13 protein-coding genes are annotated in these 13,662 nt (G+C 71.9%); 5 read left to right on the forward strand and 8 right to left on the reverse strand.

Features of this window, described 5'->3' with window-relative positions:
* Positions 1-113: 113 nt before the first annotated feature.
* From ACFWBT_RS36075 to ACFWBT_RS36105, 7 genes are all read right to left on the reverse strand, one after another.
* Complete coding sequence (locus tag ACFWBT_RS36075; RefSeq protein ID WP_385707180.1) at positions 114-1,133, reverse strand: maleylpyruvate isomerase family mycothiol-dependent enzyme; 1,020 nt, start codon at positions 1,131-1,133, stop codon at positions 114-116.
* A gap of 100 nt (positions 1,134-1,233) precedes the next feature.
* Entirely contained in the window at positions 1,234-1,833 is a 600-nt protein-coding gene (locus tag ACFWBT_RS36080; RefSeq protein ID WP_385707182.1) for an RNA polymerase sigma factor, read from the reverse strand.
* Between the two features lie 66 nt (positions 1,834-1,899).
* The gene (locus ACFWBT_RS36085; RefSeq protein WP_385707184.1) at positions 1,900-2,949 is read right to left on the reverse strand and encodes an aminotransferase class V-fold PLP-dependent enzyme; all 1,050 of its coding nucleotides are present in this window, start codon (positions 2,947-2,949) and stop codon (positions 1,900-1,902) included.
* A gap of 124 nt (positions 2,950-3,073) precedes the next feature.
* Positions 3,074-3,793 (reverse strand): DsbA family oxidoreductase, encoded by a 720-nt coding sequence (locus ACFWBT_RS36090; RefSeq protein ID WP_385707186.1) that lies wholly within the window; start codon positions 3,791-3,793, stop codon positions 3,074-3,076.
* A gap of 78 nt (positions 3,794-3,871) precedes the next feature.
* A complete protein-coding gene (locus ACFWBT_RS36095) occupies positions 3,872-4,444 on the reverse strand; it encodes a GNAT family N-acetyltransferase (RefSeq protein WP_385707188.1) in 573 nt (190 codons plus the stop codon).
* A 127-nt stretch (positions 4,445-4,571) separates the two neighbouring features.
* Positions 4,572-5,180: a DUF1349 domain-containing protein gene (locus ACFWBT_RS36100; protein ID WP_385707190.1), complete on the reverse strand. Its 609-nt coding sequence runs from the start codon at positions 5,178-5,180 to the stop codon at positions 4,572-4,574.
* Between the two features lie 102 nt (positions 5,181-5,282).
* Positions 5,283-6,812 (reverse strand): aldehyde dehydrogenase (NADP(+)), encoded by a 1,530-nt coding sequence (locus ACFWBT_RS36105; RefSeq protein ID WP_385707192.1) that lies wholly within the window; start codon positions 6,810-6,812, stop codon positions 5,283-5,285.
* Positions 6,813-6,944: 132 nt separating this feature from the next.
* On the opposite strand from ACFWBT_RS36105, the gene ACFWBT_RS36110 reads away from it, so the two are divergent.
* Both ACFWBT_RS36110 and ACFWBT_RS36115 read left to right on the forward strand, forming a co-directional pair.
* A complete protein-coding gene (locus ACFWBT_RS36110; protein ID WP_266757298.1) occupies positions 6,945-7,718 on the forward strand; it encodes an IclR family transcriptional regulator in 774 nt (257 codons plus the stop codon).
* Positions 7,719-7,904: 186 nt separating this feature from the next.
* Positions 7,905-9,356, forward strand: a complete 1,452-nt coding sequence (locus ACFWBT_RS36115) for a peptidoglycan D,D-transpeptidase FtsI family protein (protein WP_385707194.1) — start codon at positions 7,905-7,907, stop codon at positions 9,354-9,356.
* A 48-nt stretch (positions 9,357-9,404) separates the two neighbouring features.
* On the opposite strand, the gene ACFWBT_RS36120 is transcribed toward ACFWBT_RS36115, so the two are convergent.
* Positions 9,405-10,856 carry an NCS2 family permease gene (locus ACFWBT_RS36120; RefSeq protein ID WP_385707196.1) on the reverse strand — a complete coding sequence of 484 codons (1,452 nt, stop codon included), beginning with the start codon at positions 10,854-10,856 and terminating at the stop codon, positions 9,405-9,407.
* 256 nt (positions 10,857-11,112) lie between these two features.
* Here ACFWBT_RS36120 and ACFWBT_RS36125 point away from each other — a divergent pair, with 256 nt between their 5' ends.
* From ACFWBT_RS36125 to ACFWBT_RS36135, 3 genes are all read left to right on the forward strand, one after another.
* A complete protein-coding gene (locus ACFWBT_RS36125; protein ID WP_385707198.1) occupies positions 11,113-11,679 on the forward strand; it encodes a SigE family RNA polymerase sigma factor in 567 nt (188 codons plus the stop codon).
* A complete protein-coding gene (locus ACFWBT_RS36130) occupies positions 11,676-12,533 on the forward strand; it encodes a hypothetical protein (protein WP_385707200.1) in 858 nt (285 codons plus the stop codon). Before ACFWBT_RS36125 ends, ACFWBT_RS36130 begins: the two co-directional genes overlap by 4 nt.
* A gap of 205 nt (positions 12,534-12,738) precedes the next feature.
* Positions 12,739-13,569 carry a pectate lyase gene (locus tag ACFWBT_RS36135; protein WP_385707202.1) on the forward strand — a complete coding sequence of 277 codons (831 nt, stop codon included), beginning with the start codon at positions 12,739-12,741 and terminating at the stop codon, positions 13,567-13,569.
* Positions 13,570-13,662: the final 93 nt, after the last annotated feature.

The following is a 13,662-nucleotide window of genomic DNA, read 5'->3' on the forward strand; positions in this document are numbered from 1 at the left end:
ACCCCGGGGCGGGCCGGGTGCCGGGGCTCCGCCGGTTCGGGCTGGGGCGGGGTCACCACCCTGATGTACGGGTGAGGACCCGGCCCTCGGCGTTCCGGCGCCGCGCCCGGTGCCTACAGCCAGGCCAGAGACGCGGCCTCTTCCAGTACGGCGTCGATCGCGGCGGCGTCCCCCGTCGCACCCCGGGGCACTTCGCCGGGCGTGTACCGGCCGCCGACCAGCAGGCAGAAGTCGACCGGTTCCAGGACGAGTTCGGCCCGGACGGGTTCGTCCTCGGAGCCCAGCACCCACTGCGCGTCGGGTCCTCCACCGGCCACCGCGAACAGCACCGGAGGCGCCGTGGGGCCGCGGGCCGTTCCGAGGACACGCACCGCGAGGCGGACGAGCTGCCACAGCTGGGGGTCCGGCGGCGGGGGAACGACGAGTCCGAGGGCCCGCCCGATGTCGTCGGTGTGGATCCACGTCTCGAAGGCGCGCACGACGAAGTGGTCCGCGACGGGCAGCCGGGCGCCCATCAACGTCGTCGCGTGCGCGGCCCGTTCGGGATCGGTCGCCTCCGGTGCCGCCAGCAGCGCGGCGGCCTGCGCGCTCCACGCGGCGACGGTCTCCTCGGGCGGGCGCAGGTGCTCGCGGGCGATCACCTCGGCGGTCCGGGCGGCCCAGGCGTCCTGCCACGGAGTCTCCTCCGCTCCGGGCGGCTCCGGCGTCCGCGCCACGAGGCCGAGGTGCCGCGCCAACGGCTCGTCCGCCGCGATCAGATGGGCGACGGTGGCGTGCACGTCCCAGTCGTGCACGACCGGCGTGCCCCAGGGCCCCCGGCCCTCCACCTCGCGCAGCAGCGAGCGGAGTCCGGCGACCGCAGCGGCGTAGGGGGCGGCGTGCCGGGCCACCCGGGGAGCGGCCGGGCGGGAGCGCAGGGCCAGGGCCAGTACCCCGTCGGCGGTGCCGTTCGCCGGGGAGGGACGCCGCGGGCCGTCCAGCAGCCGTACCGTCTCGCGCAGCCGTTCCGCCTCCACGGCGCAGGACTCGCACTCGGCCAGATGGAGCGGGACCGTCTTCGCGTCGGCGGGAGTCAGGGCGCCGACGGCCCAGGCCGCCAGCAGGTCCCGCGTCCGTTCGTGGTGCGTGCTCATCGTCCGCCGCCCTTCCCGGCCGGCTTCGGCATGCCGGCCGCGCCTCGCCCCGGTGCCCCCACCCTACGCACGGGCCCTCCGGCCGGTGCCACCCGTGACGTCATCGCGCGCCCCGCTCCAACGCGGGATCGGGCGGGTCGGCGAGGGTCTCGGCGAGTCTGCGCAGGGCGGCGCGCAGCCGGGTCTTCGCGGTGCCCTCCGGGATGCCCAGTTCCACGGCCGCCTGCCGGTAGGTGCGGCCCGCGAAGTAGGCGAGGTGGACCACCTCGCGCTGGGGCTGCGGGAGTTCGGCGAGCGCGGTGTGCAGCAGCAGCGAGCGTTCGCGGTCGACGACCGTCTCGTCGGGGCCCGGCGCGGCGTCGGGGATGGCGTGCAGCGCCGCGTCGTCGGCGCGGGCGTCCTTGCGGTGCCGGGCCTCGCCGCGCACCCAGTCCACCGCCCGCCGGTGGGCGAGCATGGACAGCCAGGTGCGCAGCGTGCCGCGGCGGGCGTCGAAGGCGTACGGCCTGCTCCAGAGCTGGGCGAAGACTTCCTGCGCCACGTCCTCGGCGGCCGCCGGGCTGCGGGTGACCCGTACGGCGACCCGCCGGACCAGCCCGCCGTACGCGGCGTACACCTCCCCGAGCGCGGACTCGTCGCCGTACACCAGCCGCTGGTGCAACTCGGCTTCAGTGAACGTCGGTTCCACCGGCACCACCACCTCGTGGTGCCCTTCCTAGCGCCCTGCCGCGGCCGGCGCCAGAGGGCCGGGGCGGCGCGCGGACGCTCAGCCGGGCAGCACGTCGAGCAGCCGGTCGACGTCGTCCGGGGTGTTGTACAGGTGGAACGCGGCCCTCAAGTTGCCCGCCCGGTCGGAGACTTCGACGCCGGCACGGCTCAACTCGGACTGGAAGCGGCCGAGTCCGGGCACGGAGACGATCGATGAGCCGGGGGCGGGGACCGGTTCGTGGCCGCGTTCGAGCAGGCCGGCGCGGAAGCGGTCGGCGAGCGCGAGGTCGTGGTCCCGAACCCGCCGCACGCCCAGTTCCTCGAGGAGTTCCAGTGAATGCCGGGCTCCGGCGTACGCGAAGAGGCTCGGGCTCTCGTCGAACCGCCGTGCGGAGTGGGCGAGTTCCTCGACGGGGCCGTAGCAGCTGTCCCAGGGGGTCTCGCCCGCGACCCAGCCGGCGAACACCGGGGTGAGTCCGCCGAGATCCTCCGGGACGACCAGGAAAGCCACGCCGCGCGGGCAGACGAGCCACTTGAAGGCGACGGAGGAGACGTAGTCGTAGGCGTCCGCGTTCAGGGGCAGCCATCCGGCGGCCTGGGACGCGTCGATGTACGTACGGGCGCCGTGCTCCCGCGCGGCCTCCCGGATCGCGTCCAGCCCGGCGATCCGGCCGTCGGCGGACTGTGCGGCGCTCACCGCGACGAGCGCGGTGCCGGAGCGCACGGATTCGGCGATCCGCTCCAGCGGTACGGCGCGCACCTTGAGGTCGCCGCGGACGTGGAAGGGCGTCACGACCGAGCTGAAGTCCGCCTCCGCGGTCAGGACTTCGGCGCCCGGCGGCAGCGAGGCCGCGATCAGTCCGCTGTACACGGCGACCGAGGCCCCGGCCGCCACCCGGCGCTCGGGCACCCCGACGAGACGCGCGAACGACGAGCGGGCCGCCTCGACGTCCGCGAACATGTCGGCGGGCTGCCCGGCGGCCACGGACTCCACGGCGGCCCGCATCGCGGTCACGGTGCGGGCCGGCAGCAGGCCGGTGCTCGCGGTGTTCAGATAGGTGTTCTTCGGGGCGAACTCGGTACGGACGAGGGTCTCGAAGGTCTCCATGGGACCACTGTGGGCCCAGACGATGTCCCCGTCCATTGCGGATTCTTGAGCGGTTTCCCCAAGGAGCGCTTATGAATCCGCTCCGACCTGCGCTTTCCGGTGCCGGGGCGCCGGCCTGCGCCGTTCAGCCCTGGGGAACGGCGCAGCCGTCCGGACCGCAGGCCTCGGCGTCGGCGGCTCCGTCCTGGATCAGCTTCAGCTGCGGCCGCTCGCCCCACGCCTGGGCCAGCGCCTGCGCGAAGACCTCGGCGGGCTGCGCGCCGGAGACGCCGTACGTGCGGTCGAGGACGAAGAAGGGGACGCCGTTCGCGCCCAGCTCGGCGGCCTCGCGCTCGTCGGCGCGGACCTCGTCGGCGTAGGCGGTCGGGTCGGCGAGCACCGCGCGGGCGGCGTCGGCGTCGAGCCCGGCGGCGACGGCCAGCTCCACGAGCCGCTCGTCGTCACCGAAGACGGTCCGCTCCTCGGCGAAGTTCGCCTCGTAGAACAGGCCGATCAGCTCGTCCTGGCGGCCCCGCTCCTTGGCGAGGTGCAGCAGCCGGTGCATGTCGAAGGTGTTGCCGTGGTCGCGGTCCCGGGTGCGGTACGCGAGGCCCTCGGCGGCGGCCTGCGTTCCGAGGTTCTCCTCGCCCGCCTGCGCCTGCGCCTCGCTCATGCCGTACTTCTTGGTGAGCATCGTGATCACCGGCTGGATGTCGCCCTTGGCGCGGCCCGGGTCGAGCTCGAAGGAGCGGTGCACGACCTCGACCTGATCACGGTGCGGGAAGGCGTCCAGCGCCTTCTCGAAGCGGGCCTTTCCGACATAGCACCACGGGCAGGCGATGTCGCTCCAGATCTCGACGCGCATTCTTCGGCTCTCTCCAGGTCGTACGGATACGGGACACCCTCCGGGGACGTCAGTGTGTGAACGTTCAAACGGCTCGGGTCATTCCCCGGCCGCGGTCCCGGCCCCCGTCTCCGTCCCTGTACCCGCCCCGGTCGCCGTCCCGGGCACAGCCCGGGTCACCGCGTACCGCAGATACCGGTGGTGATCATCCTCCGCGGGCGGGTTCTCCGGGTCGGGTACCCAGCCCAGGCGGGCGTAGAAGGCCTGGGCGCGCCGGTTGTCGACATGCACGTCGAGCGTCGCCGTGCGCTTCCCGTCCGCCTGCCACTCCTCCACGCAGGCCGCGTGCAGCTCGGTGCCGATGCCGGCCCGCCAGCGGTCGGGGTCCACATGGAACTGGTAGAGCTTGACCGTGTCGGCGGGCGCGCCCTCGGCCGTACGGAAGGAGGCGATGCCCGCGATCCGGCCGTCCAGCACGAAGCACAGCACGTGGCCGTCCGGGCGCTCGATGGCGCTCCGCCAGGCGGCGAGCCAGTCCGTGCCGTCCTGCGGCACCCCGTCCGGGTAGTACGTCGCCCGGGCCCGGGCGTGCAGGTCGGCGACGACGGCCACCTCGGCGGGCAGCGCCGTCCTGATCACCCGGCGCACATGATTCACACGGTCCTCGATCATGCAGCTGAGGACGTGATCGCGGACGGCGTGGTTCCGCGAGGGCCTGATCCCGGGACGGCGTGATCCCGGGACGGCGTGGTCCCGGGGGCCGGAAGCCCGGAGGGGCCCAGGCCCCGGGAACCCGGCACTAGTTGCCGTCGCGCAGGTCGAGCGGCCAGGCCGGACGGAACTCGATGCCCTCGTACGTCACCACACAGCCCTGCCCCATCGGCGACTGCGTCATGAAGCCCACCAGCGCGGCCCCGGTCTCCTTCTCGTCGGCCAGGGTGAACAGGCGGACGAAGGTCCAGCGCTCTCCGTCGCGGGAGGCGTGGAAGGCGAAGGCGCGACCCGTGCGGCTCACCCGCAGCCAGACGGAACTGCCTTCGACGGTGAAGGAGTTGGCGTCGTCGGAGTGCCCCCGGGTGACCACCGTGCAGACGGTGGGCACGTCCGGGGAGTACTCCAGGCACAGCTTCGCCCAGGCCCGCTCCCCGACGTGGACGTAGAGAACGCCCGCGTCGAAGGCTCCCCTGAAGCCGACCGTCACGCGGGCGATCAGCTGGAAGTCTCCCTCCGGCGCGCCGAGCAGACGCGGCGCGTCCGAGGCCGGGTCGAGACCTTCACCGGTGGGCGGCACGAAGCGGTCCTGCCGGGGACCGGCCCAGCCGGTGAGCGCTCCGTCCTCGTACGACCAGTGCCCGCCGGGGCCGTAGGTGCGGAGAGGGAAGGGGAGTTCGGGGAGTTCGACGTCCATGGTCCGAGTCTCTCAGGTCGGTGGCCGCGCGCCTCAGGGACGCGGGAAACCGCGTGATCGGTCACGCGGCACCCGCGGCCCGCGAAGGTCACGCCTGCGGCACTACCGCTCCAGGCGCCCGTCGTAACGCCGGGGCAGGCCCAGCGGGTTGTCGTCCCGCAGCTCGGGCGGCAACAGCGCCTCGGGCACACCCTGATAGGCCACCGGCCGCATCCACCGCTCGATGGCGCTGCCGCCGACCGACGTGGACGTCGAGGTCGTCGCGGGGTACGGCCCGCCGTGGTGCTGGGCCGGAGCGACGGCGACACCCGTCGGCCAGCCGTTCACCAGCACGCGGCCCGCGAGGGAGGTCAGTTCGGCGAGGATCTCCGCACCGCGCCCCTCGCCCGCCGCTTCCTCGGCGGAGAGCTGCACCGTGGCCGTGAGGTTGCCCGGCAGCCGGGAGAGCACCGCGCCGGCCTCGGACTCGTCCTCGTAGCGCGCCACGACCGTCAGCGGCCCGAAGCACTCCTCCAGGAGCAGATCGTGCTCGCCCTCGGCGGCGAGCCTGCTCGCGGGCACGGTCAGGAAGCCGGGGCTCACCGTGTGCTCGCCGCCCGCGCCCGGTGTCACCGGGGCCTGGACGTCCGGGAGTCCGGCACGCTCGGCGACCCCGGCGATGAAGTTGTCGCGCATCCGGTGGTCGAGCAGGACCCCGGAGGCGGTGTCGCTCACCGCGTCGGTCAGGGACTTCAGCAGACGGTCGCCACCCGCGCCGGCCGGAGCGAGCACCAGGCCCGGCTTCACACAGAACTGGCCGACGCCCAGCGTCATCGAGCCGGCGAGACCCGCGCCGATCTCCTCCGCGCGCTCGGCGGCGGCGGCCTCGGTGACGACGACCGGGTTGAGGGAGCCCAGCTCGCCGTGGAACGGGATCGGCACCGGACGCGCGGAGGCCGCGTCGAACAGCGCGCGCCCGCCGCGGATCGAGCCGGTGAACCCGGCCGCCGCGATCAGCGGGTGCCGGACCAGCTCGACGCCGCCCTCGAAGCCGTGGACGAGGCCGACGACACCCTCGGGGATGTCGTGCCGGGCGGCGGCCCGGCGCAGGACCACGGCGACCAGCTCGGAGAGCGCCGGGTGGTCGGGGTGGGCCTTGACGACGACCGGGCAGCCCGCGGCCAGCGCGCTCGCCGTGTCGCCGCCGGCGACCGAGAAGGCGAAGGGGAAGTTCGAGGCCGAGTACACGGCGACGACGCCCAGTGCCACCTTGTAGCGGCGCAGGTCCGGGATCGGCGGGGTGGCCGTGCCGTCGGGGTGGTTGATGACGACGTCGAGGAAGGCACCCTCGTCGACAATTCCGGCGAAAGCGCGCAACTGGTAGCAGGTGCGGGCGAGTTCGCCGGTGAGCCGGACCGGGCCGAGCGCGGTCTCCGCGTCGGCGGCCTCGACGAGGTGATCCTTGGCGCCTTCGAGCAGGTCGGCGGCGGTGCGCAGGAACGCGGCGCGTACGGTGCGGTCGACGAGAGCCGGACGTGCGGCGTGCGCGGCGCGGACAGTCTCGTCCACCTCCTGGGCCGTGGCCTCCACCGCAACCTGTTCCCGCTGCTTCCCGGTACGGGGGTCGACACTCCAGACTGGTGCTGCTGCCACCGCGGGTCCCTTCAGATGTGATGCCACAGTTCTTGTGTCACTCACCAGGGGTGTTCGATATGCTGAACGCTGTCTCTGATGGTGAATCTCCTGTTGGAGACTATTTCCCGTCCAACGAAGGGGTCAAGGGCGATGTCGGCAGGCGAGACAGGCGGCGGGGCGCAGGTCAAGTCCGCGGTGCGGACCGTGGAATTGCTGGAGTACTTCGCCGGCAAGCCCGGAATGCACTCCCTGGCCGCGGTCCAGGAGGCCGTCGGCTATCCCAAGTCCAGCCTGTACATGCTGCTGCGGACGCTCGTGGAGCTCGGCTGGGTCGAGACGGACGCGACGGGCACGCGGTACGGCATCGGCGTCCGCGCCCTGCTGGTCGGCACCTCGTACATCGACGGCGACGAGGTGGTCGCCGCGGCCCGCCCCACGCTCGACCGCCTCTCCGACGACACCACGGAGACCATCCACCTCGCACGCCTGGACGGCACGAACGTCGTCTATCTGGCCACCCGGCAGTCGCAGCACTACCTCCGCCCCTTCACCCGGGTCGGCCGCCGGCTCCCCGCCCACTCCACCTCGCTCGGCAAGGCGCTGCTGGCCACGCACACCGACGAGCAGGTCCGCAAGATGCTGCCCGAGACGCTGCCCGCGCTGACCGAGCACACGATCACGGACCGGGAGAAGCTCATCGAGGAGCTGCGCCAGGTGCGGGAGCAGGGCTTCGCGGTGGACCGCGAGGAGAACACGCTGGGACTGCGCTGCTTCGGTGTGGCGATCCCGTACCGCACACCCGCCCGTGACGCGATCAGCTGCTCGGTGCCTGTGGCGCGGCTCACCCCCGCGCACGAGCAGATGGTCAAGGACGCCCTGTTCGACGCCCGCGACCGTCTCACCCTGGCCACCCGCAGGCTCTGACCGGTCCCGGCGCCGGCGGGTCCGGGCGACGGCGGGTCCGGGCGACGGCGGGTCCGGGCGACGGCGGGTCCGGGCGACGGCGGCTTCACGAGGGCGGCCGGCGCGAAGCCGGCTTCATGAAGGACTCATGAGAAATCCGGGCGGATGGGAACGATTCGCTCCTGTCCGCTCGTCCTTCTGTGCGGGATGAACAAGACGATCAGGCGTGCCGCCGTCTTCAGTCTGCTGCTCGTGCTCTCCCTGCTGGTCAGGGCGACATGGGTGCAGTTCTACGACGGCCAGGCACTCGCGGACGACAAGGACAACCGACGGAACGCGATCTCGCTGTACGCGAATCCGCTCGGGAACATCATCGTGGCCGGAGACGCGATCACCGGTTCCGCGAAGACGAAGGGCGGCGACCTCAAGTACAAGCGGACGTACAAGGACGGCAGCCTGTACGCGGCGGTCACCGGCTACAGCTCGCAGGTGTACGGGGCGACCCAGCTGGAGGGCATCTACCGGGACCTGCTCGACGGATCGGACATCCAGCTGAAGAACCCGCTGGACTCGCTCACGAACAAGCGCGCCGACCCCGGTGATGTGATCACGACGATCGACCCGGCCGTGCAGAAGGCCGCGTACGCGGCGCTCGGGAACAACAAGGGCGCCGCCGTCGCGATCGACCCGAAGACCGGCAAGATCCTCGCGGTCGTCTCGACACCGTCGTACGACCCGACGTCGATCAGCGCGGGCAACACCAGCGTCTGGCAGCGGCTGACCAAGGACGCCGACAAGCCGCTGGTCAACCGCGCGCTGCGGCAGCCGCTGCCGCCGGGCTCGACGTTCAAGCTGGTCGTGGCGGCCGCCGCGCTGGAGAACGGGCTGTACTCGGACGTGGACGCGAAGACGGACAGTCCGGACCCGTACACGCTGCCGAACACGACGACCGTCCTGAAGAACGAGAACACGTCCGCGCCGTGCGAGGACGCCTCGATCCGGGTCGCGCTCCAGTACTCCTGCAACAACGTCTTCGCCAAGATGGCCGTGGACCTGGGCCAGGACGAGGTCAGGGCGATGGCGGAGAAGTTCGGCTTCAACGACACGGCCCAGGACGTGCCGGTGCGGGCGTACACCAGCGTGTACCCCTCGGACATGGACAAGTCGTCCACGGCGCTGACCGGTATCGGCCAGTTCGACGTCACCGCGACCCCGCTCCAGATGGCCATGGTGTCCGCCGCTATTGCCAACGACGGCAAGCTGGTCTCGCCGCACATGGTGTCGCAGACAAGTGACGCCGATGGCGATGTGCTGAAGGACTACGACGACAGCACGTCGACCGAGAAGATCGTCAGCTCGGACACGGCCCGGCAGCTCCGGTCCGCGATGCAGACGGTCGTCGAGGACGGCACGGGCACGAACGCCCTGATCCCCGGCGCGACCGTGGGCGGCAAGACCGGTACGGCCCAGCACGGCGAGAAGAACAGCAAGACGCCGTACGCCTGGTTCACGTCCTACGCGAAGTCCGACACCAGCGGCAAGGAGGTCGCCGTCGCGGTGATGGTCGAGCAGTCGAACGCGGCGCGCTCGGAGGTCAGCGGCAACGGACTGGCCGCGCCGGTGGCCAAGGCGATGATGCGGGCGGCGCTGCAGGACTGACGCGTTGATGGCCCCGCGCTCCTGCGAGCGCGGGGCCATGAGGTCCGGCTACTTCACCCCGAGCAGCTGCTCCAGCGGGTCGATCCCGAAGTACACCAGGAACAGCGCGGAGGCCGCCCACAGCAGCCAGTGGACCTCCTTGGCCTTCCCGAGCACCGTCTTGATCAGGACGTACGCCAGGAACCCGGCCCCGATGCCGTTGGTGATCGAGTACGTGAACGGCATCACGGCGATGGTCAGGAACGCGGGGATGGCGATCTCGTACTTGTCCCAGTCGATGTGCTTGACCTGGGTCATCATCAGGAACCCGACGGCGACGAGCGCGGGCGCCGCGGCCTGCAGCGGGACGATCGTGAGGATCGGCGTCAGGAAGAGCGCGAGGGCGAACAGCCCGCCGGTCACCAGGTTGGCGAACCCGGTGCGCGCGCCCTCGCCGACGCCCGCCGCCGACTCGATGTACGACGTCGAGGAAGAGGCCGAGGCCGCGCCGCCGGCGACCGCGGCGGCGCCGTCGATCAGCAGCACCCGCCCGAGGTTGGGCACCTTGCCCTCCTCGTCCAGCAGGCCCGCCTCGGCGCTGATGCCGACGACCGTGCCCATGGTGTCGAAGAAGTCGGACAGGACGAGGGTGAAGACCAGCAGGACGACGGTGATCGCGCTGGTCTCGCCGAACGCGCCGAACAGGCTGAAGTGACCGAGCAGCCCGAAGTCCGGTGAGGCCACCACGTCGTCGGGCACCTTGGGCGTGGTCAGGCCCCAGCTCTTGATGTCGGCGACGGAGTTGATGACGATCGCCACGACCGTCATGGTGACGATGCTGATCAGGATCGCGCCCTTGACCTTGCGGGCGAGCAGACCGATCGTCAGCAGGACACCGAGACAGAAGACGAGAATCGGCCAGCCGGCGAGCGCGCCCGTGCCGCCGAGCTGCACCGGCACGGTGGTGTTCGCCGCGTCCGGGATACGGGTGGCGAAACCGGCGTCCACGAAGCCGATGAAGGCGATGAACAGGCCGATACCGACGCTGATCGCCTGCTTCAGCGGCTGCGGGATCGCGTGCATGACGGCCTCCCGCAGACCGGTCACCACCAGCACGCAGATGAGCAGGCCCTCCAGGACGATCAGGCCCATCGCGTCGTCCCAGCTCATCAGCGGGGCGATCTGGAAGGCGACGACCGCGTTGAGGCCGAGGCCGGCGGCGAGTGCCAGCGGGAGGTTGCCGCCCACGCCCATGATGATCGTCATGACCGCGGCCACCAGGGCGGTGGCGGTGGTCAGTTGGACGGCGTCGAGCTGGTGGCCGAACTTGTCCTTGGCGCTGCCCAGGATGATCGGGTTCAGGACGAGGATGTAGGCCATCGTGAAGAACGTGGCGAATCCGCCGCGTATCTCCCGGCCGAAGGTGGAGCCCCTCGCGGCTATCTTGAAGAACCCGTCGACTCTGCCTGCCGCCGGGGGTGCGGCACTTGGCCGGTCGGCCACCTTCTGCGCTTCGGACATGGTGATACTCCTCGATACCTGCGTGCCTGGTGTGCGGATGCTGGCTGGATTGTTCCCCTGATCAACCGCTTTCAGGTTTTCCCCGTGTTACGGAATCGGGTTCGGCCCGCCATACGCTGTTCGAAGGCCCGTACGACCGGCTGGTACGCTCACGCATCGCGCCCCACCGGAACGCCCTTTCCCCACAGGTGAATCACCGGGGCCGTATACGCCGCACCCGCACCGGTGCCACAGCCGTAGCGAGGAGAGGTACCCCGTGGGCACTGTCGTCGACGACGCCGCCTCCGTGGAGTTCCACGCGTTCTTCGAGCGGCACTACAACGAACTGGCCCGTCTGGCGCACCTGTTGACCGGTGAGCCGGACGCCGCGGACGATCTGGCCGCCGAGGCGCTGCTCGCGCTGTGGCACCGCTGGGACCGGGTGCGGGCCGCCGACCATCCGGTGGCGTACGCGCGCGGTGTGGTCGCCAATCTCGCCCGCACCCGGATCCGCGCCGCGGTGCGCGAGCGCAGACGGATCACGCTCTTCTGGTCGCAGCGCGAGGACAGGGCCGAGAACCCCGACGTACCGGGCTCGGTCGACGTCCAGGAGGCGCTGCGCCGGCTGCCGTTCCGCAAGCGCGCCTGTGTCGTGCTGCGGCACGCCTTCGATCTGTCGGAGAAGGACACCGCGCTCGCCCTCGGGATCTCCGTCGGTACGGTGAAGAGCCAGACGTCGAAGGGCATGACCGAATTGAAGCGGCTGCTCGGCACCGAGGAGGCGTCGGCGCGGGTGCGCGCGGGAGTGCTGCCCCTGGGCGGGGCCGGAGGACGAGACCGATGAGGGAGGCGCGGGACGTGCACGACGAGCTGCGCGCCCGGCTGCGCGAGGCGGCCGAGGCGCACGAGCCCGACCGCGCGCGCATCCTGGCCCGGGTGGAGCGCGGCATGGCGGGCGCCGGCGAACGGCGGCCCTCGCGGCGCGCGGCGCGCCCGCCCGTCCTCGGCTGGGCCCGAGTCGTGGGCGCCACGGCCGCGGTCGCGAGCGTCCTCGCGGTGGGTGGCTACGCGGTCGCCTCGGCGGTGCGGGACGACGCCCCGCCGCAGAGGACCGTCGCGGTCTCGCCGACCCCCGACCCGTCGCAGGACCCCACCGGGCGGGCGCCGGTGGCCCCCGAGCCCAGCCGTCGCTCCGGTACGCCGAGGGAGTCCGACGAGCCGGGTCCGTCGCCCTCGGACACCCCCACGGCGACCGCGCCCACCGCGACCCGGGCGCCCGCCGGGAGGGCCACGGACGGGCCGCTGTGGTCGGACGGCTCGGTCGACCCGCACAGCAACGACTTCTGGGCGCAGAGCGATGTCACCCTGAAGACCGGCGAGCGACTCACCGCGCTCACCGTCGAGTTGAGGATCCGGCAGACCGGCGGGGTGAGCGACGCGGGCGCCTGGCGTTCGCTGCCCGAGAGCGACTTCAGGACGACCGTCGCCGAGCGGGACGGCTTCCTCGTCTACACCTGGGTGCTCAAGGCGGGTCACACGGTCTGGCCGGGCGAGTGGGTCTTCGCGGGCCAGTACGACCACGACCGCGGCGGCCGGGACGCGAAGGACGACGGCTACGCGGTGACGGCGACCGCGAAGAGCGGCGAACGGTCCACCGTGGCCGGGGACTTCGCGGCGCACGGCGACGACGAATCGTAGCCCACGGCCGCCCCGGGCAGCTCATGACGCGCGTCCGCCGTGCGGCCGCACAACGGCGGACGTACGGCGGCGGTCTGCGGGCGGACCCGCCGACGGCGGCCCGGGACGGGCGTCCGCGAGAAAGATCCGCGGACGCGGCAACCCTTTCCCCGGCGGTGGCGACCAGGAGACGCAAGATCTCCTCACCACTCAAGGAACTCGGTTCATGACTGCACGAGTTGAACAGCGCGTCCGCCACCGCCGCCGGGTCACCGGACGGCGGGCCGTGATCGGTGGCGTGTCCGCCCTCGCCCTCACCGGCGCGGCGATCGTCACGACCTCGGCGCTCGGCTCGGCGGGCGCCGCGACGACTTGGCCGGAGGCCAAGGGCAGCAAGGCCGTGTCGTCGACGATCTCGGTGTCGGGCACCTACGACGGCAAGCTGACGAAGTTCTACGGCAGCGGCGCCCTCGGCACCGGCGGCCAGGACGAGGACCAGGGCCCGATCTTCGAACTCGCGGACGGCGCGGTCCTCAAGAACGTCGTCATCGGCACCCCCGCCGCCGACGGCGTCCACTGCCTGGGCAGCTGCACCCTGCGGAACGTGTGGTGGCTGGACGTCGGCGAGGACGCGGCGAGCTTCAAGGGCACGTCGTCCTCGGCCGTCTACAAGGTCTACGGCGGCGGCGCCAAGGGCGCGGACGACAAGGTCCTGCAGTTCAACGGCGCGGGCAAGCTGGTGGTCAGCAAGTTCCACGTGGAGAACTTCGGCAAGCTGGTGCGCAGTTGCGGCAACTGCAAGACGCAGTTCAAGCGCACGGTCGTCATCGACGACGTCGATGTGACGGCGCCGGGCAAGGCGATCGTCGGCATCAACTCCAACTACGGCGACACGGCCTCGCTCCGCAACATCCGCGTCCACGGCGACACCAAGAAGAAGATCAAGACGTGTGTCCGCTTCCAGGGCAACAGCACGGGCAAGGAGCCGAAGGAACTCGGCACCGGACCGGACGGGACGTCGTGCCGGTTCACGGCGTCGGACGTCACGTACGACTGAGTCCGCGGATTCGCTCGCACCCCGGAAACAACCACACGTTCGTTTTTGACGTCATCGAGTGTGGACCTGTCGGCCTGAGCCCCCCTCGGCCTG

Origin of the sequence: Streptomyces sp. NPDC060027, assembly GCF_042737005.1 — a bacterium.
Lineage (GTDB): Bacteria > Actinomycetota > Actinomycetes > Streptomycetales > Streptomycetaceae > Streptomyces.

Excerpts from the sequence above, each read along its gene's own strand:
- ACFWBT_RS36075 (WP_385707180.1), bottom strand. The coding sequence starts at position 1,133 with ATGAGCACGCACCACGAACGGACGCGGGACCTGCTGGCGGCCTGGGCC.
- ACFWBT_RS36085 (WP_385707184.1), bottom strand. The coding sequence starts at position 2,949 with ATGGAGACCTTCGAGACCCTCGTCCGTACCGAGTTCGCCCCGAAGAAC.
- ACFWBT_RS36090 (WP_385707186.1), bottom strand. The coding sequence starts at position 3,793 with ATGCGCGTCGAGATCTGGAGCGACATCGCCTGCCCGTGGTGCTATGTC.
- ACFWBT_RS36095 (WP_385707188.1), bottom strand. The coding sequence starts at position 4,444 with ATGATCGAGGACCGTGTGAATCATGTGCGCCGGGTGATCAGGACGGCG.
- ACFWBT_RS36100 (WP_385707190.1), bottom strand. The coding sequence starts at position 5,180 with ATGGACGTCGAACTCCCCGAACTCCCCTTCCCTCTCCGCACCTACGGC.
- ACFWBT_RS36110 (WP_266757298.1), top strand. The coding sequence starts at position 6,945 with ATGTCGGCAGGCGAGACAGGCGGCGGGGCGCAGGTCAAGTCCGCGGTG.
- ACFWBT_RS36115 (WP_385707194.1), top strand. The coding sequence starts at position 7,905 with ATGAACAAGACGATCAGGCGTGCCGCCGTCTTCAGTCTGCTGCTCGTG.
- ACFWBT_RS36120 (WP_385707196.1), bottom strand. The coding sequence starts at position 10,856 with ATGTCCGAAGCGCAGAAGGTGGCCGACCGGCCAAGTGCCGCACCCCCG.
- ACFWBT_RS36130 (WP_385707200.1), top strand. The coding sequence starts at position 11,676 with ATGAGGGAGGCGCGGGACGTGCACGACGAGCTGCGCGCCCGGCTGCGC.
- ACFWBT_RS36135 (WP_385707202.1), top strand. The coding sequence starts at position 12,739 with ATGACTGCACGAGTTGAACAGCGCGTCCGCCACCGCCGCCGGGTCACC.